Genomic DNA, 18406 nt, shown 5'->3' with positions numbered 1-18406 from the left:
CGCCTTGACCTCGGCCAAAATTGCTCGCTTCTTCAGCGGGCTGCTTGATTGAAACCCAAAAGTCAGATTTTGTTTATCTCGGTGTCCTCTGCGGCTCTGGGATGAACAAAGGGAGTATGCCATGAAAATACTCGTCATAGGCGGAGGCGGCCGCGAGCATGCCCTCTGCTGGAAGATCGCCCAGTCGCCGCTGGTGAATACGCTCTACTGCGCTCCGGGGAATCCGGGGATCGCCGCGGTGGCCGAGTGCGTCCATATCGGCGCCGATGAAATCGAGGCCCTCTGCGATTTTGCCCTCGCCGAGAGAATCGACCTGACGATTGTCGGTCCGGAAGTCCCGCTGACCATGGGGATCGTTGACAGATTCCAGGCTGCAGGTCTTGACATCTTCGGCCCCAACCGGGCGGCGGCGCAGATCGAGGGGAGCAAGGGGTTCTCCAAGGAGCTGATGGTCCGTCACAACATCCCGACAGCGGCCTACAAAAGCTTCACCGACCATGCCGCGGCGGTCGCCTATATCCGCGAGCAGGGGGCGCCGATCGTCGTCAAGGCCGACGGCCTGGCCGCCGGCAAGGGGGTCATCGTCGCCATGACCGAGGCCGAGGCGATCACCGCCGTCGACGACATCATGCTCGACAGGGTCTTCGGCGCCGCCGGAAGCAGCGTCGTCATCGAAGAATTCATGGAGGGGGAGGAGGCGAGTTTTTTCGCCTTCACCGACGGCACAAATATTCTGCCGCTGGCCACCTCCCAGGATCACAAGCGGATCTTCGACAACGACGAGGGGCCGAATACCGGCGGTATGGGAGCCTACTCGCCGGCGCCGGTGGTGACAGCGGCGCTTCACGACGTCATCGTCGAAACCATCGTCCGGCCGACCATCGCCGGCATGGCCTCTGACGGCACCCCCTATGTCGGCATTCTCTATGTCGGGCTGATGATCAGGGATGGAAAGCCGCGGGTCGTGGAATACAACGCCCGTTTCGGCGATCCCGAGGCCCAGCCGCTGCTCATGCGAATGAAATCGGATATCGTGCCGGTGCTCCAGGCCTGCGCCCGAGGCGAACTGAAGCAGGAGTCCATCGAGTGGCACGACAAGGCCGCGGTCTGTGTCGTCATGGCTTCGGGGGGCTACCCGGACGTTCTCGAGACGGGGTTCGAGATCCACGGTCTCGAGGCCGCCTCGGCCATCGACGACCTGGTCGTCTTCCACGCCGGCACGGCTCTCAAGGACGGCGTCATCGTCAACAGCGGCGGCCGGGTTCTCGGCGTCACCGCCCTGGGGAACACGGTGGCCGAAGCCATCGCCACCGCCTATCGCGGCGTCGCGGCCATCTCCTGGCCGGGGGCGCAGTTCCGCAGCGATATCGGCCAAAAAGCGTTGAACCGGTAAAGCAAAACTTTTCACGCAGAGACGCAGAGATAACCCGGGAATACACTTGTTTTTTTATTGAATCGAAGGTTTCTCTCCGGCTCTCCCTCTTTGCGACTCAGCGTTGGAAAAAAGCCTTTTTATACATCCAAAAAATTGAACGGAGCACTGTGACATGAGCGAGAAAAAACCCCAGGTCGGCATCCTCATGGGGAGCGACAACGATTTCGATATCATGGCCGAGGCGGCCCGCGCCCTGAAGGAATTCGGGGTCTCCTGGGAAATGACCGTGACCAGCGCCCACCGCTCGCCGGAAAAGACCGCCAAATACGTGCGATCGGCGCGGGATCGCGGTCTCAAGGTGCTGATCGCCGGCGCCGGCGCCGCCGCCCATCTGGCGGGGGTGGTGGCGGCGGAAACGACGTTGCCGGTCGTCGCCGTACCGATCGACGCCACGGCGCTGCGGGGGCTCGACGCCCTGCTGGCCATGGTGCAGATGCCCGCCGGCATCCCGGTGGCGACCATGGCCATCGGCAAGGCCGGCGCCCGCAACGCCGGTCTCTTCGCCGTGCAGATCCTCTCTCTCGGTGACGCCGAACTGGCGGGGAAACTCGCCGCCTTCAAGACGAACCTGGCCCGGGGAGTCGAGGAGCGGGACCAGGCGCTGCAGACGCGGGTGGCCAGGGAGCTCGGCGCCTGAGGACTTTGCCGTGATAAACGTTGCGTCGTTGCGGCGTCGCGTGAGGCAAGGGTTGTGTTTTCCCGGTCAGGGGTCGTTTCCTCCACGGCGAATCCAGGCAAGGCTCGACCAGGACCGGTTCCACGCGACGACGCGACGAAGCGACGAAAATCTTTAATCAAAAGATCTCGGATCTTCACTGTCGGCCCCGGGACGCTGCAGGACGACGTCAAGCACCTTTTTTCAGATATTTAGGCTGTTTTTGCTGAGGGTGATGCGCACCCTGCCGGGGGCGATTTCCCTTGACAGGGTTCGAGTGCCCGTATTAGTTTTTCAAGGATTGCCACCGCCATCGACCTGCGGTGCGGCGATCTCTGCCCCGCGCAGCCCGGCCGCCGCATCCCTTCTGCGGCCGGGAAGTCCACCTTCTGAGGAGACGCGATTTTGAACGTGAAAAAACGCAGCCTTGCGACGGCCACCTGGGATTTTTTCTGCTCCCTGAAGCTGACCATCGCCACCCTGATTTTGCTGGCGATCACCTCGATCATCGGCACCGTGATCCAGCAGAACAAATCCCCGGAGGAGTACCTTCAGGTCTACAGCGAGTCGACCTATCAGATTCTCGATGCCCTCAAGTTCTTCGACATGTACCACTCCTGGTGGTTCCTCTCCCTTTTGGGGATTTTCTCCCTTAACCTCATCTCCTGCTCGGTGAAGCGTTTCCCCCGGGTCTGGAAGACCGTCCATGAGCCGGTGCTGGTTGCCGACGATTCCCTCTTCCGCACCCTCTCCAACGTCGACGAGCACCTGGTGTCCGGATCGATGGACGACCTTGAGGGGCGCCTGGGGACCTTTTTGTCGGAGAGCTTCGCCGCTCCCGTGGTCACCCGCGTCGGCGAGACGGTGCATCTCTTTGCCCAGAAGGGGCGCTATGCCCGTTTCGGCGTTTACGTTACCCACCTCTCGATCCTCATCATCTTCGCCGGCGCCATCATCGGTTCGCTCTTCGGCTACAAGGCCTACGTCAATATCGAAGAGGGGAAAGCCACCGACAAGGTCTGGCCCCGGGGTGGGGAGACCCCCATCGAGCTCGGCTTTTCGGTGCGCTGCGACGAGTTTTCCGTCTCCTACTACGACGGGACCGAACGACCGCGGGAGTTCAAGAGCCTGCTGACGGTCCTCGAAGGCGGGAAGCCGGTGAGCGAGGCGTTGACCGAACGCCCGGTCATCGTCAACTCCCCCCTGACCTACAAGGGGATCACTTTCTACCAGTCGAGCTACGGCCCGACGGGCCAACCGGTCTTCACCTTCAAGGTGAGCAACCGCGCCAGCGGCGAAACCGCCGAATTCAAGGTGAAACAGGGGCAGAGCCTCGACCTCCCCGGCGGCGGCACCTTCCGGGTCGCCGACTTCACCCCTTCGTTCCAGACCTTCGGCCCCGCCGCCCGCATCGAGGTCTTTCCGGCCTCCGGCGAACGCCGCTCCTTCGTGGTCCTGCAGGCCCACCCCGAGTTCGATGCCCAGCGCGGCGGGGATTATATTTTCTCCATGGTCGATTACAAACAGCGCTACTACACCGGCCTGCAGGTGGCCAAGGATCCCGGCGTCTGGGTGGTCTGGCTCGGTTGCGCCATGATGGTGATCGGCTCCATGGTGGCCTTTTTCATGTCGCACCGCCGCATCTGGGTGACGCTGCAGCCGGTGGGGAAAAAGACCGGAATCAAGCTCGGCGGGACCGCCCACCGCAACCAGCCGGCCTTTGAAATCTTTTTCGACGAGCTCAAGAAGAAACTCAAAACCGAAATCGCTTCCTAGACCCGCCCGGGTCTCACCGGAGGAACAAACAGATGACCAGCTCGCAACTGTTCAATATCGTCACCGTCTCCTATTTCAGCTCGATGGTGTTGTTCGTCGTCTATCTGGCGACCCGCAGCAAGGGAGTCTCCCTGGGCGCCAACATCGTCGCCTACATCGGCTTCCTCGCCCACACCGCGGCCATCGGCCTGCGCTGGTACGAATCGTACCAGCTGCCGGGGAACGTCGGCCACGCCCCCCTCTCCAATCTCTACGAGTCGGTGGTCTTTTTCGCCTGGACCATCCTCCTCATCTACATCCTTCTCGACTTCAAGTACAAGCAGCGCGCCGTCGGCGCCTTCGTCATCCCCTTCGCCTTCTTCGCCATGATCTGGGCCCAGCTGCAGCTCAATTCGGCCATGGAGCCCCTCGTCCCGGCGCTGCAGAGCAACTGGCTGACCTACCACGTCATTACCTGCTTCCTCGGCTATGCCGCTTTCGCCGTCGCCTGCGGGGTCTCGATCATGTACCTGATCAAGGTCGGCAAAGAGGAGCAGAGCTCCGAGGGCTCTCCAGTCGGCGGAATCCTCAGCCTCTTTCCCAGCACCCGCATCCTCGACGACATCAACTACAAGGCGATCATGATCGGCTTTCCCCTGTTGACCCTGGGGATCGTCACCGGCGCCGCCTGGGCCAACTACGCCTGGGGAACCTACTGGAGCTGGGACCCCAAGGAGACCTGGAGCCTCATCGTCTGGTTCATCTACGCCGCCTTCCTTCATGCCCGCTTCACCCGGGGCTGGGTCGGCCGCCGGGCGGCCTGGCTGTCGATCATCGGTTTTGCCGCCACCATCTTCTGCTACCTCGGAGTGAACCTGGTCCTCTCGGGGCTCCATTCCTACGGCGGTTAGGCTCCCCCGGCTACGCGCTATGCCGGTGAGCGGGCCGTCAATTGAGTCAGAATAGAGATCAGGACGCACGAGGGTGTGCGTCCTGATTTTCTGTCTTCATGCGGTCCTGCACCGTTTCGGCGCTTGCCTTGCCCCTTGGGCATCGAAATTGCTTAACTCAGACCCTTTGGACTGGGCTCAACATTTTTTTATTGGGATTCAGGGGGTAGGGGAGCCATGAAACGAATTTTTCCGATACTTTTTGCATTCGCCCTGGCGGCCGCCGCCTCTTCGAGCGCCGTCGCCGAAGAGGGGTGTCTGACCAGCGCCTGCCATACCGTCATGGGGAAGGCGAAGTTCGTCCACGGACCGGTCGCCGCCGGGGAATGCAGCGTCTGCCACGAAAAGACCGGCAAGAAGCACCCCGGGAAAAAGGGGGCCTTCAAGGATGCCGCCGCCGGGAGCGAGCTCTGCGCCCAGTGCCACGACAGCAAAACCGAGGGGAAATCCCACCCGCACAGCGCCCTCAAGGATGGCTGCGTCGGCTGTCACAGCCCCCATCAGAGCAACTACGAACATTTCCTCTACAACGAAGGGGCCCCCCTGTGCTACCGCTGCCATGGGGAGAAGACCCGGGGGATGGTGGATGTCCACCCGGCTCTTGAGGACGGCTGCATCTCCTGCCACGATCCCCATGCCGGCAACGCCCCGGGAATGCTCCCGGAGCGCGGCGCTGCCTTTTGCCTGACCTGTCACGACGATCCCCGCGCCGGGAAAAAGGTCCTCCATTCCCCGGCCGCCGACGGCGACTGCACCGCCTGCCACAACCCCCACGCCGGCAAGGCCAGGGGGATGCTCGTCGCCGCCGGTGCCGCGCTCTGCACCGAGTGCCACGACAGCAAGACCGAGGGGAAGAAACACGTCCACCCGATTCTTGAAGACGGCTGCACCGGCTGTCACGACCCCCACGGCGGGGCGGTCAAGGGGATGCTCCCGGCCTCGGGGAGCAAGCTCTGCTACCAGTGTCACGACAGCAAAACCAAGGGTTTCAAGGTGGTTCATCCCCCCGTGGCCGACGGCGACTGCCTCGCCTGTCACGACCCCCATGCCGGCAACGGTCCCGGGATGACCGTCGGCCCCGGCGGTGAACTCTGCACTCAGTGCCACGACAGCCAGACCGAGGGGAAGCGCAACGTCCATACCCCGGTCAAAGACGGCGACTGCACCTCCTGTCACGGTCCCCACGGCGGCGCCGCCAAGGGGATGCTTCCGGCGACCGGCGCCGCCCTCTGTTACGGCTGCCATGACAACAAGGCCCAAGGGTCCGTCGTCCACAGTCCCGTCGCCGAAGGCGACTGCGGGTCCTGCCACGACGTCCATGCCTCCGACGCGCCGAACCAGCTCGCCGCTTCCGGCAACGACCTCTGCTACCTCTGCCATGACGACAAGGCGCAGCTCGCCAGTCTGGCCAACGTCCACCCCATCGTCGCCGACGGCTGCACCAACTGCCACGATCCCCACAGCGGTCCGCAGAAACTCATGCTTTCCGCCTCGGGGGACGCCCTCTGCGCCTCCTGTCACGATAAGGTCGCCGAAACGGCCCGCAGCGCCAGCCACCCCCACGGCGCCCTCGAGGACGGCGGCTGCGCCGCCTGCCACGACGCCCACGGCACCGGTTATCCCAGGATGTTTTCCGGCCCTGCCGAAACGATGTGCTTCGACTGCCACGACGCCATGCAGACGACCATAGCCAAGGCCCGGTACCAGCACGAGCCGGTCAAGGCCGGGGAGTGCGCCAGCTGCCACAATCCCCACGGCTCCAGCAACAGCCGCCTGCTCGTGGCGTCCTACCCCGAAGAGTTCTACGCCCCCTACCGGGGCGAGAACTTCGTCCTCTGCTACACCTGCCACGAACAGAGTGCCATGGAGTACGCCCGCACCTCGGAGGCGACGGGGTTCCGCAACGGCGACCGCAATCTCCATTTCGTCCATGTTAACAAGGCCGACAAGGGGCGGGTCTGCAAGGCCTGTCACGGAGTGCACGGCGCCGACCAGCCGCGCCTTATCCAGAGCGCCATCCCCGGTTTCGGCAAATGGGAGATCCCCATCACCTACACCCAGACCAAAACCGGCGGCGGCTGCGTCGTCGGCTGCCACAAGCCCAAGACCTACGACCGGGTGCGCGCGGTGGGAAATCAATAACCCGGGGAAAGGCCTTAACGCAGAGGCGCAGAGAAACAGAGAGAAACAGCGCGGCATGCTGGTCTTGTGAAAACAAAACAGATCGGTCCTTTTTAGGATTCGGCCAGCCAGAACTCTAGGGATTGGCCACCAAGGGTTTTCTCTCCGATTCTCCGTTCTCCGTATCTCAGCGTTGAAAAAGTCCTGGGGGCAATTTCAATTTCTTTCGATGAATGAGGCCGAATCTTTGCTTAAAGACGCTGATCGACTGAGAAAACACGCGAATGACTCCGCAACCATTGAGGGGTGTTCCGCCCGTTTGCCGGTGCGACTGCTGATCCTCTCTCTTTTCGCCCTGACCCTGTCGGCCTGCGCGCCCGCCGCCGTGCAGAAACAGCGCTATTTCTGGCCCATCGGCACCGCCGAGCCGCACATCGAATATGTCGGGTTTTTCCAGTCCGACCGCGACATCCGCCAGGCCGGAGCCAACGCCTTCTCCGAGGCTGTCCTCGGCCGTGAACTCCCGGATTTTCTCTTCGAGCGCCCCCAGGAAGTCGCCAGCGACGGCGGCAGACGGGTCTTCGTCTCCGACGTCGCCGGCAACAAGGTCGTCGTTCTCGACCTGGAAAAGCACCGGATCCGCGAGCTCAAGGATCAGGAAGGGAACACCAAGTTTTTCAAATTTCCGTCGGGGCTCTCCGTCGGCGACGGCGGCCGTCTCTATGCGGTCGATTCCGCCGATGACGTGATCTACCTCTTCGGTGCCGACGAGGTCGTCATCCGCGAAATCGGCCGGGGGCACCTCACCCGCCCCACCGGCATCGCCGTCGACTCGAAACACGACCGCCTCTACGTCACCGATACCGGGGAGCACCGGCTTGCCGTTTTCGACGGTGAGGGGACCTTTCTGCGCTACCTCGGCCAGCGCGGGACCGGCGACGGGGAGTACAACTTCCCCCTCGATGTCGAGGTGGACGGCGACGGCAATATCTTTGTCCTCGACGCCCTCAACGCCCGGGTCCAGGTTCTCGACCCCGAGGGGCGTTTTCTGCGCTCTTTCGGCGAGCGGGGGACGGCCAGCGGCTCCTTCCAGATTCCCAAGGGGATCGCCGTCAGCCCTTCCGGGCAGGTCTACGTCACCGACTCGATGGCCAACCACTTCGTCATCTTCGACCGCGAGGGGAATTATCTCCTCTCCGTCGGCGGACGTTTCGACGCCACCCAGGGAGACGTCGCCCCCGGCGGCCTCAACCAGCCCGGCGGCATCGACGTCGATGAAAACGATACCATCTGGATCGCCGACGCCTACAATCGCATGATTCACCAGTTTCAGTATCTCAACGAAAAGTACCTCTCCGAGCACCCGATCCTCCCCGGTGAGACCTACTTTCCGCCCGGGTTCATGCCTGAGGCTCCCGCAGGTAAGTAGTTGTGGATAGGTGGGGAATTCACCACAGAGGCACAGAGACACGGAGAAGGGCCAAAATATTCTCTGGTTAAGCCAAGAAAAATCAATGAGATCAAGGTTTTTATTGAAAAAAATAAATATGGATTTTACCTCTGTGTCTCTGCGCCTCAGTGGTAAAATAAGCCTTTTTTAATTGACTGAACAGGGCTGTTGCAGTCAAGCATGGGTGCCTAAAAACGCAAACGCTCGCTCTATCCTGAGTCGATTCTTCTGGGGGTTGTTGATGAAAAAGACCGTTCTGTTGACCATGTTCCTTTCCTTGGGGCTCCTGCTGCAGGCCGGCCGCGCCCTGTCTCTGGAGATCGTCTACCCGGCGGACAAGACCTCGGTGACGCGCACCGACTTTCTCATCATCAAGGGGGGAAACACGCCCCCCCTCGAAGGGATGACCATCGAGCTCGGCGGGGCAAAAAGCGACCTTATCGACGTCTCGTCTCCCGAGTACCGCGCAGCCTTTAAGGATTTTCTCATTCTCGAGCCGACCTTCTCGCCGGGCAAAAATCTCGTCAAGGTCGAAGGATTCGTCGCCGGCAAGAAGGTCGCCGGCGCCGTGGCCGAGATCTTCTACCAGGCCGATCCGACGACCGCCGTCCCTAAGGATTTCAAGCCCTTCGTTATGCACATCCCGGCCCGCGAGGCTCTCTGCGCCCCCTGCCACAACATGAATCCCGACAAGATCGAGATCAACGCCGAAACCGCCGAGACCAACCCCTGCGCCGCCTGCCACCGGCGGATGCTCGACAAGAGCCATGTTCACGGCCCGGCCGGCGTCTACCGCTGCGGGTACTGCCACAACCTCGACAGCAAACCGGCCAAATATGCCGTTCCCGCCGACGAGGCCGCCCTTTGCAACGGCTGCCACAGTGACAAGGTCGCGGCCTTCAAGGCCAACAAGTTCGTCCACGGACCGGTGGCCGCCGGCCTTTGCCTGATCTGCCACGATTCCCACGCATCCAACAACCCGGCGCAGATGGTGGCGCCGATCAACGACGTCTGTCTTTTGTGTCACGAAAATGTCGGAAAAAATGGGCATGTCACCAGGGGGGTAAGTGGGGATTCACATCCCTTGAGTGGGCCAGTTGACCCTGGTCGTGCTGGCCGGGAATTTAGTTGCAGTAGTTGTCATGACCCTCATGGGGGGAACGGCCCGGCACTTCTCCAGCGGGGGATTACTTCGCGTTTTGCGCTGTGTCAGATCTGTCACAAAAAATAGACGATCAGCTATTGGTGGAAAAAATATCAACTAGCACAAAATACTTATACAGGAGCTTGCATATGATTCATTTGAAAGGAAGAATCCTGGTTGTTGGTTTATTTGGTCTTTTGTATTTGACCGGGTGTGCCACGACTCCCGAGCTGCCACGGTTTGTTTGGCCGGCCCCCCCGGATCAGCCGCGACTCGAATGGATCGGCGTCTATTATACTGAGGGGGATTTCGCGAAGACCGGTACACAAAAAGCTATGGTCAAGCTTTTGGGGGATAATAACGAGGTCGCATTCAAGACACCTTTTGGCATTGCCAGCAATGGTGCCGGACTTGTCTACGTTTCGGATATTCACGAGAAAAATATAAGAATATTTGATTTCAATCGAAAGACCGCTGAACTGCTGACCAAGGTTGCCGTGTTGGTGACCCCGGCCGGACTCGATGTCGACAGCCAGGGGAATCTCTATGTCGCCGATATGGGTTTGGGCAAGATTCTGGTTTTTGCCCCTGACCGCCGCCCGCTTTTTTCTTTCGGGGGGGATAAGGCGATAATTAACAATCCAAGTTATATTGCAGTACGGGAGGAACTTGGCCGGATTTACGTTTCGGACAGTATCGACAACAAAATCGTCGTCTTCGATATGCGGGGGAACTACCTCTTTTCCTTCGGGAAGCGAGGGAGTGGTGACGGTGAGTTTTTTGTGCCCCAGGGGCTTGCTTTTGATGGTCGCGGACAACTGTTTGTCGCCGATACGTTGAATGCCCGGATTCAGGTGTTTGATGCCGACGGGCATTTTTTGTATCGTTTTGGGGAGCGGGGTGACCAGATTGCCCAGTTTGAAAATCCAAAGGATGTCTCCTTTGATAGTGAGGGTAACCTCTATGCCGTTGACGGTCGTCGCTCCAACCTTTTCGTATTCAAGCCAGACGGTACCCTGCTGCTGACCGTGGGAGAGGGGAGACCCTCCGCGAGCATCTTCGGTTTTTCCGCCCCCAAGTCGGTCTATGTCGATGGGAATGATCGTATTTATGTCGCTGAGTCAATGGGGAAGCGCTTCTCGGTCTGGCAATATATGGGCGAGAAGTACCTCTCCCAAAAGCCATTTACCAAAGAGGATAAAACCAGGCTGCTCGATTACATGGAGAAACAACGACCGCGGCCATAGCATGGCTTTGCGGAGTTGGTCATGTTATTTCACAGGGAGGGCGGAGTGATTTGGCCAATTCACCAGTTTGAAGAGAATCTCCGAGGAGAAGATGCCGCCCCAACACATCGGATTTAGTGTAAAAAATCTTGCGAGTTTGATTTGGCATATCTGTTGCTTTTGATATATCGGTCGGTTGAGTCCATCGGGGCAAAAGTCGACAGAGGCACTATCAACAACAGGTGGCAAAGGGTCACCTAAAACAAGGAGGTAGCAAAATGAAGAAGGTTCTCGTACTGGCAGCCGCACTCGTGCTGGCCGCCGCCCCTGCCATGGCGGTTATCAAGGACACCAAGCATGACCTGTCCAGCGGAAACGTCAATGGCTCCGGTTCGAACACCGATGAAACCTGCGTGTTCTGCCACACCCCGCACGGTGCCTCCGCTTCCGGCACCGCACCCCTGTGGAACCGCACCAACGACACCACTCCCACCGGGACCTACGGCAATCCGACCGGTACCATGAATGCGGTCCCCCTGGCGGCCGATGTGGCTTTGACCGACGCGGTTCTCTGCCTCTCCTGTCATGACGGCTCGATCGGCAACACCCTGACCAATCCGCCCAACAGCCTTGGTGCTACTGCGCTGGCCGTGACCGCCACTCTCAGTGCAGGTGCCAACCTCGGCGCCGACATGTCCAACGACCATCCGATCGGCATGTCCTACGGCGATGCTATTACTGGCGGAGACACCGAATTGGTTGCAGCTGCCGGCGGCCTCCCCCTCTTCAGTCAGACCCTGTCTGTCGCCGGGGCCAAGACCGACGTCGTGTGGTGCTCTTCCTGCCACGACGTGCATGGTAAGGTCGGCGTTTCCACCTTCCTGCAGGTTACCAATGCCGCTTCGGCTCTTTGCACCACCTGCCATTCGAAGTAATTTGTTTCAGCGAAAAAAGGCGGGGCCTCCGGGTCCCGCCTTTTTTTTTGCGAGGGAGGGCCGAATACCGGTGATTCGGCGTTGTGGAAAAGGGTTATATCGCGAGGTTCTACGTCCAATGGGGGGCGTGGATGCTTTGTTAGTAGGTCTCGCGGTGCCTGAGCCTTGGGAATGATCCTTGCAGCCCTCTTTTTTCCGGTGCTTGTTTCTTTTGTCGTCGTCCGTAAAGGCTTCCAGGGTGTCCATGCTTCAAAAACTGATTCTGACATTCTTGTTGATTTTCCCGATGGGAATTCTGCCTGCTGGCGCATGGGCGAAGGACTCGTCGCTGTCCCTCGTGGGGGAGCTCGATTACGGCGAGCATTGGGCCGAAGATGGCGGCGTAAGAACTCTTGACGCCAATTATTTTGCCCAGCAGTACTCGTTGCTGGTCAAACAGAAAGGGCTGCTGGCTCATGGACAGGGGGGGCGATATGATTTCGCGCTCGGCTACGAGTGGAACTCCTTGGCCAGCAAGTTGAATGATGTCGAGACCGATATCGACACCGGCAAGGTGTTGTTCCGGGGCGATGTCCGTATCGAACCGGGCGGGTTGCCTTTTCGCCTGCATCTCTATTCCGAAGACATGCATCGTTCGACGTTCATTTCCAGCAACGTCGACAGTATTTTCAATAGTTCTCCGACCGACAGTTTCAACCTTGAGGGCCCGATTAATAACCTCTCCAACGGGCAACATATCCGTTCAGGTGCAACCCTTGTTGTCGGTATACGCAACGGGCATTATCAGGGTAGGTATCGGGATGTCCTGTCCAACTTTCCCCGATTGTTGATTGATTATGAGGAAATATTTGTTCGGGATCTGAAAAGCAGCACCCCTCAGGAATACCGAGATCGCAACCTCGCCTTTGTCTCACTCAACAAAAAAGATAACTGGTTTCACTATCGCCTGTTTACCCATCGGGATGCCATTAACCCGTTACAAGACTTCGATGAATCTATCTACATGCTGGGGACCGTCGATCATACCTATCGCCGGCAATGGGTCAATTTGACCAACTGGATAAAATTGTCTGCCGACGGCAGTTATACCACCTCCCGAGATTTCGATGCCATCGGGGAGACGACAAAGCGCTACGACATGAATCTCTTCACGACGGCGGCACGAGGCCATTGGAATGCAACAAATTTTAACACTTTTAGCCGTGAAATGGATATTGGTCTGTTACGGAAGGAATTAGAGGTCCCCCTGTTTGTTCAGGGACAAATTGACCGCGATACGGCGTGGCGTCTCCGTTTTATCGGGCATCAGGAGGAACGAAACCAATTTAATTCAGGAGCCGAGACGGACGAAGCGAATCTGTTTGCCTCTTCTCGGGTCGAGATGTTCAAAAGGGCCCAATTTATATTGAGCCCGCAGCTGGAGGCCGAACTCAAACGGGGGGACTTTGGCGAGGGGCATGCCGTGCGAGCCGGGTTCGAGCTTTATTCGAATCGTGATCGCCGACCCAAACATCATCTCTTCGGCTCCTATTCGGTGGCTCAGTTTGGCGGTACAGGACCGACCGGATTTGATACCGAATTCTGGGAGCAGGTTGTCAGGGCGCGTATCGAGTCAGAGCTTTCCCTGTCGGTCAGGGCGGGGTTCGAGCAGAAGTTTATTTATGGCACCGGAACCCTGGACAGAGAAGTCTCTGAATATGTCACTCCGGAAAGCGACCTTGGCTTGACCTTGTCGCAAACCTCTGTCGAGAAGATTGATGGCGACGTCTTCCGCTCAACGAGCCGGGCGTTTATCGAGCATTCGGTCAGATCGTGGCGAAACAGGCTGGAAGTCACCTACGATTTTCTCTCTAATTCTAATACTGCGGACACCCAGGTCATAGCCGAACATCGGCTCAGGTACGACAGACGTACATTCCTTGCAGATGTGAGCAACCGGATAGTTTGGGGGGGAGAATTTGCCGGCGGGAATATAGGTTCGGGCGGGGTTTTGGTGGCATCCGACAACGGTGCGGTGGTCGACATGTCCTATGAGCATCGGACTCGCTTAAATTACACCCCGAGCAGAGCCGTTGATGCGGGTCTGTCTCTCAATTATGATTGGCGTCACAGTTCCTTTGGGCCATTGACTCATATGCTTCTCACCCAGGACTATAAGTACAGCTTTTTTACTGTCAATGGGATTGTCCGCAAGCTCGCACAGTTGCAGCAGAAGCTTGAATATGAAAGATTTGTGCCGATCTCGGGGGTCCACAGTAGTGCTACGATCATTACTTTGGCGGGAGAGTATTATCCGACGAGAATCTACTATGTGGGCGGCCGGGTCCGATATGACTTGAGAAACCCTGAGGATACTGGTGCCCTGACCTGGTATGCAAGCACGGGCGCCAATTTTGAAAAGCTGCAGGTGGGCCTGGACTATGCCTACGGCACCCGCACCGCAGGGGTAAGTACCCCCGACCGCGTCGAGCAGCGTTGGGAAGTCAAAGTGAAAAAAATCTTCTAGACGCCTTTTGGACAGAGTGCCGAAGAGATTCTCCTGCGGGGGTGGTGGCAAACCACTCCCGTTTGCTATTCCAGGCCCTTTGCCAAGGGTGCAGTATAGATTGGCGATTTTCTCCGCGCCTCTCCGCCCCTCGGCGCCTCTGCGTTGAAGCGTTCAACCTAAGGTCAGGACTTACCCCACCATGCCGACCCTCCTCCCCGATGAAGAGATTCATCTCCTGCGCCCCGCCGGGCTCAAAATCATCCAGGCGCGCAGCGGCTACCGCTTCTCCCTCGATCCCGTCCTCCTCTGTGCCTTTGCCGCTCTTGACGGAACCGAGCGCCTGGCCGATCTCGGCACCGGCTCCGGGGTCATGCCGCTGATTCTCGCCGGACGGGGGCACGGGGGGGCGATTGTCGGTGTCGAGCTGCAGCCGCAGCTCGCCGACCGGGCGCGGCGTAGCGTCGCGCTCAACGGACTGCAGGATCGCATAGCCATTATCGAGGGGGACCTTCGGGCCCTGCCGGCGTCGCTTGCCCCCGGCACCTTCGACGGGGTGCTCTGCAACCCGCCGTACCGCAAACCGGGGACCGGCAAGGTGGCGCCGGGATCTGAGCGGGGGGCGGCCCGTCATGAACTCGCCGGAGGGATCGGCGACTTCGTGCGGGCGGCGGCGATTCTTCTCAAGCCGGGGGGGAGGTTTTTCGTGATCTTTCTCGCCGAGCGCCTCAATGAGCTCTTGGCGGTCATGAGTCGGGAGGGACTGGAGCCGAAGCGGCTGCGCACCGTTCATTCCCGGACCGGGGAGGGGGCGAAGATGGTTCTGGTGGAGGGGCGCAAGGGGGGGCGCGGCGGCCTGGCCGTGGAGGCGCCGCTCTTTGTCTATGACGGGGATCGCTATTCGGAGGAGGTGCTGCGGATCTACGGGGAGGGGTGAGGGGCGTCAGTCCTTCTGCAGGCGGGATTTTTCCAGCTGTTTCTGGCGCCGGAGGAGCCTCTTGAGGCGCTCGCGGGTCTCCGGGTCGTCGAGGGGGGAGACCATCTTTCCGATCGCCTCCTCTTCGCTTTCGCTCAGGACGAGGGATTGCCAGCTCGGCGGGCCGGGCGGTTCCCTGGGAACCTCCGTTTTGGCTTCGACGGCACCGCAGCGCAGAAAGAGGTCCTTGATGACGGCCCCGTCGAGACGCTCGTTGAGGCGGGTGAGGATCTTCGGCTTGAGGAGCTGCAGCTGCTGCATCCACACCGGATGGTCGACGCGCACCTCGAGGATGCCGTCGCGGATCCGCACCGGCTTGGTGCGGGCGGAAATCTGCGGGCCGACCGTATCGTCCCAGAGCTCCCAGGCGCGGTATTCGCGGATCTTCTCCTCGAAGCCGCGCTTGCGCAAGAGGTCGAGGATGAGCGATTTGGCGGTGGCGGCGCTCTTCATGCGCGGGCGCTCGCTGCGTTTGGTCGTCATCGCGCGCTCCGCCGCTTGAGGAAGCCGCCGAGGAGCTGTCCGGCGATGGCGCAGCCGAGGGTCAGGGGGATGATCTTCCAGTCGAAGCCGCCGCTGATCCGGAGCAGGATGATGAAGGGGATGGAGATGTGGATGAGGACGAACCAGCGCAGGGAGAACTTTTTGCTCTCCTCTCGCAGGTAGCCGAGGGGGACGTTGGCCAGAAAGGCGAAGCCGAGGATGGACGCCAGGCTGATGAGGCGGTGAATGTTCACTGGGGGCCTTTCGCGGCAGGAGGCTTGACGGGGCTAGGGGGCGACCCCGGTACGCCGCACAGTCTACTGCGCCGGGGAGAGCCCTGTCAACGCCGGGCTTGCCTCCCTCCGGCGAACGTGGCATTATGGCCGTCCCTTGCGTCCGGGTTTCCGACGGTCGGGGGTGGGACGGGCGTTATAATCAGATTCTGTCTCACGCGACGCCGCAACGACCCAACCGAAAAGGGATTTTTTAACGGAGAGACGCCAAGAGAGGAGAGGCGGAGAGAACACCGCCCCTGAAAATCTCCTTTGACTTTCTCTTTTCTCTCCCTCTCAGCGTCTCTGCGTTGAAAACTTTGCTTTATTGTACCCATTTGTCGCCCAGTCAGGCCGGGCAATCAAGGCTGGGTCATTACAACCCGGTATGTCTCGGGGATCTTGGTGTGTTCGGCCGGAGCAGGGGGAAATATGGTCCGTGAAAATGATTTGGTCGCTATCTTTCATTCGATCCACCGGGTGATGAAGGCGGAGAAGATATTGAAGACGGCCGGCCTCACTTTTCTGCTCATTCCGGTGCCGCGCCAGCTGACCTCCGACTGCGGACTGGCGATCCGTTATGCGCCGGCGGACCGGGAGGACATCGAGGCAATCCTGGAGCGCGAAGGGCTTCTGCCGCCGGAGATCTATCGCCGGGTCGGGCGGGAGTTCGAGAGGCTCTGAGAGGGGGGTGCGGAGCCGCGGATTGTCACGGTTTTTCCTTGACAAGGGGGGGAGGCTTCACTATAGTCCCTATTTTGCCACGCTCATAGAATCGGTGCGTCTGGACTCCCATGTTTGACAGCCTGACAGAAAAATTCGATTCAGTCTTCAAGAAGCTTCGCGGCCATGGCCGCCTTAGCGAAGAGAATATCAGGGACGCGCTGCGGGAAGTCCGCCTGGTCCTCCTCGAAGCCGACGTCAACTACAAGGTCGTCAAGGATTTTGTCGCTTCGGTGACCGCCCGCGCCGTCGGTCAGGATGTCCTCAAGAGTCTGACTCCGGCCCAGCAGGTGATCAAGGTGGTCCGGGACGAGCTCGGACTCCTCATGGGCGAGGGGGAGGACAACAGCCTCGACCTGGCGGCCCGCCCTCCGGTATCGATCATGCTTTGCGGCCTGCAGGGGGCCGGCAAGACGACGACCTGCGGCAAGCTCGCTCTCAAGCTGCGCAAGGAAAAACGCAATCCGCTCCTCGTCCCCGCCGACGTCTATCGTCCGGCGGCCATCGAGCAGCTCAAAACGGTGGGCCGGCAGATCGGCATCCCCGTCTACGATACCCAGCCCGGACAGGATCCGGTGGCGATCTGCGAGGCGGCCCGGCATTTTGCCGACCTCAACGGTTACGATACGCTGATCCTCGATACCGCCGGGCGCCTGCACATCGATCAGGAGCTGATGGGCGAGCTCTCGCGCATCAAGGCGTCCCTCGACCCCCGCGAGATCCTCTTCGTCGCCGACGCCATGACCGGCCAGGATGCGGTCACCGTCGCCAAGGCCTTTGACGAGCTCCTCAATATTACCGGCGTCGTGCTGACCAAGCTCGACGGCGACGCTCGTGGTGGAGCGGCCCTCTCCATCCGCGCGGTGACCGGCAAGCCGGTGAAGCTTGTCGGCATGGGGGAGAAGCTCGACGCCCTCGAAACCTTTCATCCCGACCGGATGGCCCAGCGCATTCTCGGGATGGGTGATGTCCTTTCCCTGATCGAAAAGGCCGAGTCGGCCATCGACCGGGATCAGGCCGCCGACATGGAGCAGCGTCTCCGCAAGGAGGGGTTCAATCTCGAGACCTTTCGCGACCAGCTTCAGGCGGTCAAGAAGATGGGCTCGATGGAATCGATCCTCAAGCTGATTCCCGGCGCCGGCAAGGCTTTGAAGAAGGCCGGCGACATGCAGCTCCCCGACAAGGAGCTCAAAAAAATCGAGGCGATCATCAACTCCATGACCCGCCGGGAGCGCCGCGATCACCGGATTCTCAACGGGTCGCGGCGGCTGCGCATCGCCGCCGGCAGCGGCACCACGGTGCAGGACGTGAACCAGTTGCTCAAGCGCTTTACCGAGGCGCAGAAGATGATGAAGAAGATGCAGAAACTCGGCCCCAAGGGGCTCAAGAGCCTGATGGGCCGCGGCGGCGGTTTCCCTTTTTAATCAACGCTAAAAAACCTATAACGAAAAGAAACGGGTCGAAAAAAGACTCAGGAGGAAGTGCATATGTCCGTTAAAATCCGACTCGCCCGCGGCGGCGCCAAGAAAAAACCGTTTTACCAGGTGGTGGTTGCCGATGAGCGCTCCCCGCGCGACGGCCGTTTCATCGAGAATCTCGGCCAGTACGATCCCCGCCAGGATCCCCCCATGGTGACCCTGAAAGAGGATCGCGCTCTCGAGTGGCTGCAGAAGGGTGCACAGCCGACCGCCACCGTCCTTCAGCTGCTGCGTCAGCAGGGGCTGTGGGCCAAGTTCAAGCAGCCCAAAGTCGCCTGATCCACTCCGGCAAGCAGGCGGGTACCCCTGTTCCCTAAG

The 18406-nt window shown here is 60.1% G+C and carries 16 protein-coding genes; 14 read left to right on the top strand and 2 right to left on the bottom strand.

What is annotated here, in order from left to right:
* The first annotated feature begins 121 nt into the window (after positions 1 to 121).
* The 11 genes from purD (at position 122) to DSOUD_RS14465 (ending at position 15093) form a co-directional block, all read left to right on the top strand.
* Positions 122 to 1393, top strand: coding sequence for a phosphoribosylamine--glycine ligase (gene purD, locus DSOUD_RS14515; RefSeq protein ID WP_053551685.1), 1272 nt, complete (start codon positions 122 to 124; stop codon positions 1391 to 1393).
* A 154-nt stretch (positions 1394 to 1547) separates the two neighbouring features.
* Entirely contained in the window at positions 1548 to 2072 is a 525-nt protein-coding gene (gene purE, locus DSOUD_RS14510) for a 5-(carboxyamino)imidazole ribonucleotide mutase (RefSeq protein ID WP_053551684.1), read from the top strand.
* Between the two features lie 429 nt (positions 2073 to 2501).
* Positions 2502 to 3866, top strand: a complete 1365-nt coding sequence (resB, locus tag DSOUD_RS14505) for a cytochrome c biogenesis protein ResB (protein ID WP_279330766.1) — start codon at positions 2502 to 2504, stop codon at positions 3864 to 3866.
* A 32-nt stretch (positions 3867 to 3898) separates the two neighbouring features.
* The gene (gene ccsB, locus DSOUD_RS14500) at positions 3899 to 4756 is read left to right on the top strand and encodes a c-type cytochrome biogenesis protein CcsB (RefSeq protein ID WP_053551682.1); all 858 of its coding nucleotides are present in this window, start codon (positions 3899 to 3901) and stop codon (positions 4754 to 4756) included.
* A 216-nt stretch (positions 4757 to 4972) separates the two neighbouring features.
* Positions 4973 to 6937, top strand: coding sequence for a cytochrome c3 family protein (locus DSOUD_RS14495; protein WP_053551681.1), 1965 nt, complete (start codon positions 4973 to 4975; stop codon positions 6935 to 6937).
* Positions 6938 to 7241: 304 nt separating this feature from the next.
* Complete coding sequence (locus DSOUD_RS14490) at positions 7242 to 8345, top strand: 6-bladed beta-propeller (protein WP_232426549.1); 1104 nt, start codon at positions 7242 to 7244, stop codon at positions 8343 to 8345.
* Between the two features lie 262 nt (positions 8346 to 8607).
* Positions 8608 to 9597: a cytochrome c3 family protein gene (locus DSOUD_RS14485; protein ID WP_053551679.1), complete on the top strand. Its 990-nt coding sequence runs from the start codon at positions 8608 to 8610 to the stop codon at positions 9595 to 9597.
* Between the two features lie 62 nt (positions 9598 to 9659).
* Entirely contained in the window at positions 9660 to 10757 is a 1098-nt protein-coding gene (locus DSOUD_RS14480) for a 6-bladed beta-propeller (protein ID WP_053551678.1), read from the top strand.
* Between the two features lie 311 nt (positions 10758 to 11068).
* Positions 11069 to 11671 carry a cytochrome c3 family protein gene (locus DSOUD_RS14475; protein WP_157671888.1) on the top strand — a complete coding sequence of 201 codons (603 nt, stop codon included), beginning with the start codon at positions 11069 to 11071 and terminating at the stop codon, positions 11669 to 11671.
* Positions 11672 to 11915: 244 nt separating this feature from the next.
* Positions 11916 to 14177: a hypothetical protein gene (locus DSOUD_RS14470; protein WP_053551676.1), complete on the top strand. Its 2262-nt coding sequence runs from the start codon at positions 11916 to 11918 to the stop codon at positions 14175 to 14177.
* A 181-nt stretch (positions 14178 to 14358) separates the two neighbouring features.
* Entirely contained in the window at positions 14359 to 15093 is a 735-nt protein-coding gene (locus tag DSOUD_RS14465; RefSeq protein WP_053551675.1) for a tRNA1(Val) (adenine(37)-N6)-methyltransferase, read from the top strand.
* A 6-nt stretch (positions 15094 to 15099) separates the two neighbouring features.
* Here DSOUD_RS14465 and DSOUD_RS14460 read toward each other — a convergent pair whose 3' ends face one another.
* Positions 15100 to 15615, bottom strand: coding sequence for a DciA family protein (locus tag DSOUD_RS14460; RefSeq protein ID WP_053551674.1), 516 nt, complete (start codon positions 15613 to 15615; stop codon positions 15100 to 15102).
* Positions 15612 to 15869 (bottom strand): hypothetical protein, encoded by a 258-nt coding sequence (locus DSOUD_RS14455; RefSeq protein ID WP_279330569.1) that lies wholly within the window; start codon positions 15867 to 15869, stop codon positions 15612 to 15614. Before DSOUD_RS14455 ends, DSOUD_RS14460 begins: the two co-directional genes overlap by 4 nt.
* Positions 15870 to 16319: 450 nt before the next feature.
* Between DSOUD_RS14455 and DSOUD_RS14450 the strand changes: the two genes are divergently transcribed.
* The 3 genes from DSOUD_RS14450 to rpsP all read left to right on the top strand — a co-directional run bounded on the left by DSOUD_RS14450 (position 16320) and on the right by rpsP (position 18367).
* Positions 16320 to 16571 (top strand): putative Se/S carrier protein, encoded by a 252-nt coding sequence (locus tag DSOUD_RS14450; protein WP_053551673.1) that lies wholly within the window; start codon positions 16320 to 16322, stop codon positions 16569 to 16571.
* A 110-nt stretch (positions 16572 to 16681) separates the two neighbouring features.
* Positions 16682 to 18034 (top strand): signal recognition particle protein, encoded by a 1353-nt coding sequence (gene ffh / locus DSOUD_RS14445; protein WP_053551672.1) that lies wholly within the window; start codon positions 16682 to 16684, stop codon positions 18032 to 18034.
* A 63-nt stretch (positions 18035 to 18097) separates the two neighbouring features.
* The gene (gene rpsP, locus DSOUD_RS14440) at positions 18098 to 18367 is read left to right on the top strand and encodes a 30S ribosomal protein S16 (RefSeq protein WP_053551671.1); all 270 of its coding nucleotides are present in this window, start codon (positions 18098 to 18100) and stop codon (positions 18365 to 18367) included.
* Positions 18368 to 18406 lie beyond the last annotated feature (39 nt).

Origin of the sequence: Desulfuromonas soudanensis (genome assembly GCF_001278055.1) — a bacterium.
Classification (GTDB): Bacteria; Desulfobacterota; Desulfuromonadia; order Desulfuromonadales; family WTL; genus Deferrimonas; species Deferrimonas soudanensis.
This window is presented reverse-complemented; position numbering and strand designations above follow the sequence as displayed.

What these genes read in the sequence shown, in the direction of transcription:
- DSOUD_RS14465 (WP_053551675.1), top strand. Translation starts at nt 14,359, where the DNA reads ATGCCGACCCTCCTCCCCGATGAAGAGATTCATCTCCTGCGCCCCGCC.
- DSOUD_RS14475 (WP_157671888.1), top strand. Translation starts at nt 11,069, where the DNA reads ATGGCGGTTATCAAGGACACCAAGCATGACCTGTCCAGCGGAAACGTC.
- rpsP (WP_053551671.1), top strand. Translation starts at nt 18,098, where the DNA reads ATGTCCGTTAAAATCCGACTCGCCCGCGGCGGCGCCAAGAAAAAACCG.
- purE (WP_053551684.1), top strand. Translation starts at nt 1,548, where the DNA reads ATGAGCGAGAAAAAACCCCAGGTCGGCATCCTCATGGGGAGCGACAAC.
- DSOUD_RS14450 (WP_053551673.1), top strand. Translation starts at nt 16,320, where the DNA reads ATGGTCCGTGAAAATGATTTGGTCGCTATCTTTCATTCGATCCACCGG.
- DSOUD_RS14470 (WP_053551676.1), top strand. Translation starts at nt 11,916, where the DNA reads ATGCTTCAAAAACTGATTCTGACATTCTTGTTGATTTTCCCGATGGGA.
- DSOUD_RS14460 (WP_053551674.1), bottom strand. Translation starts at nt 15,615, where the DNA reads ATGACGACCAAACGCAGCGAGCGCCCGCGCATGAAGAGCGCCGCCACC.
- DSOUD_RS14480 (WP_053551678.1), top strand. Translation starts at nt 9,660, where the DNA reads ATGATTCATTTGAAAGGAAGAATCCTGGTTGTTGGTTTATTTGGTCTT.
- purD (WP_053551685.1), top strand. Translation starts at nt 122, where the DNA reads ATGAAAATACTCGTCATAGGCGGAGGCGGCCGCGAGCATGCCCTCTGC.
- DSOUD_RS14485 (WP_053551679.1), top strand. Translation starts at nt 8,608, where the DNA reads ATGAAAAAGACCGTTCTGTTGACCATGTTCCTTTCCTTGGGGCTCCTG.
- DSOUD_RS14495 (WP_053551681.1), top strand. Translation starts at nt 4,973, where the DNA reads ATGAAACGAATTTTTCCGATACTTTTTGCATTCGCCCTGGCGGCCGCC.
- ffh (WP_053551672.1), top strand. Translation starts at nt 16,682, where the DNA reads ATGTTTGACAGCCTGACAGAAAAATTCGATTCAGTCTTCAAGAAGCTT.
- ccsB (WP_053551682.1), top strand. Translation starts at nt 3,899, where the DNA reads ATGACCAGCTCGCAACTGTTCAATATCGTCACCGTCTCCTATTTCAGC.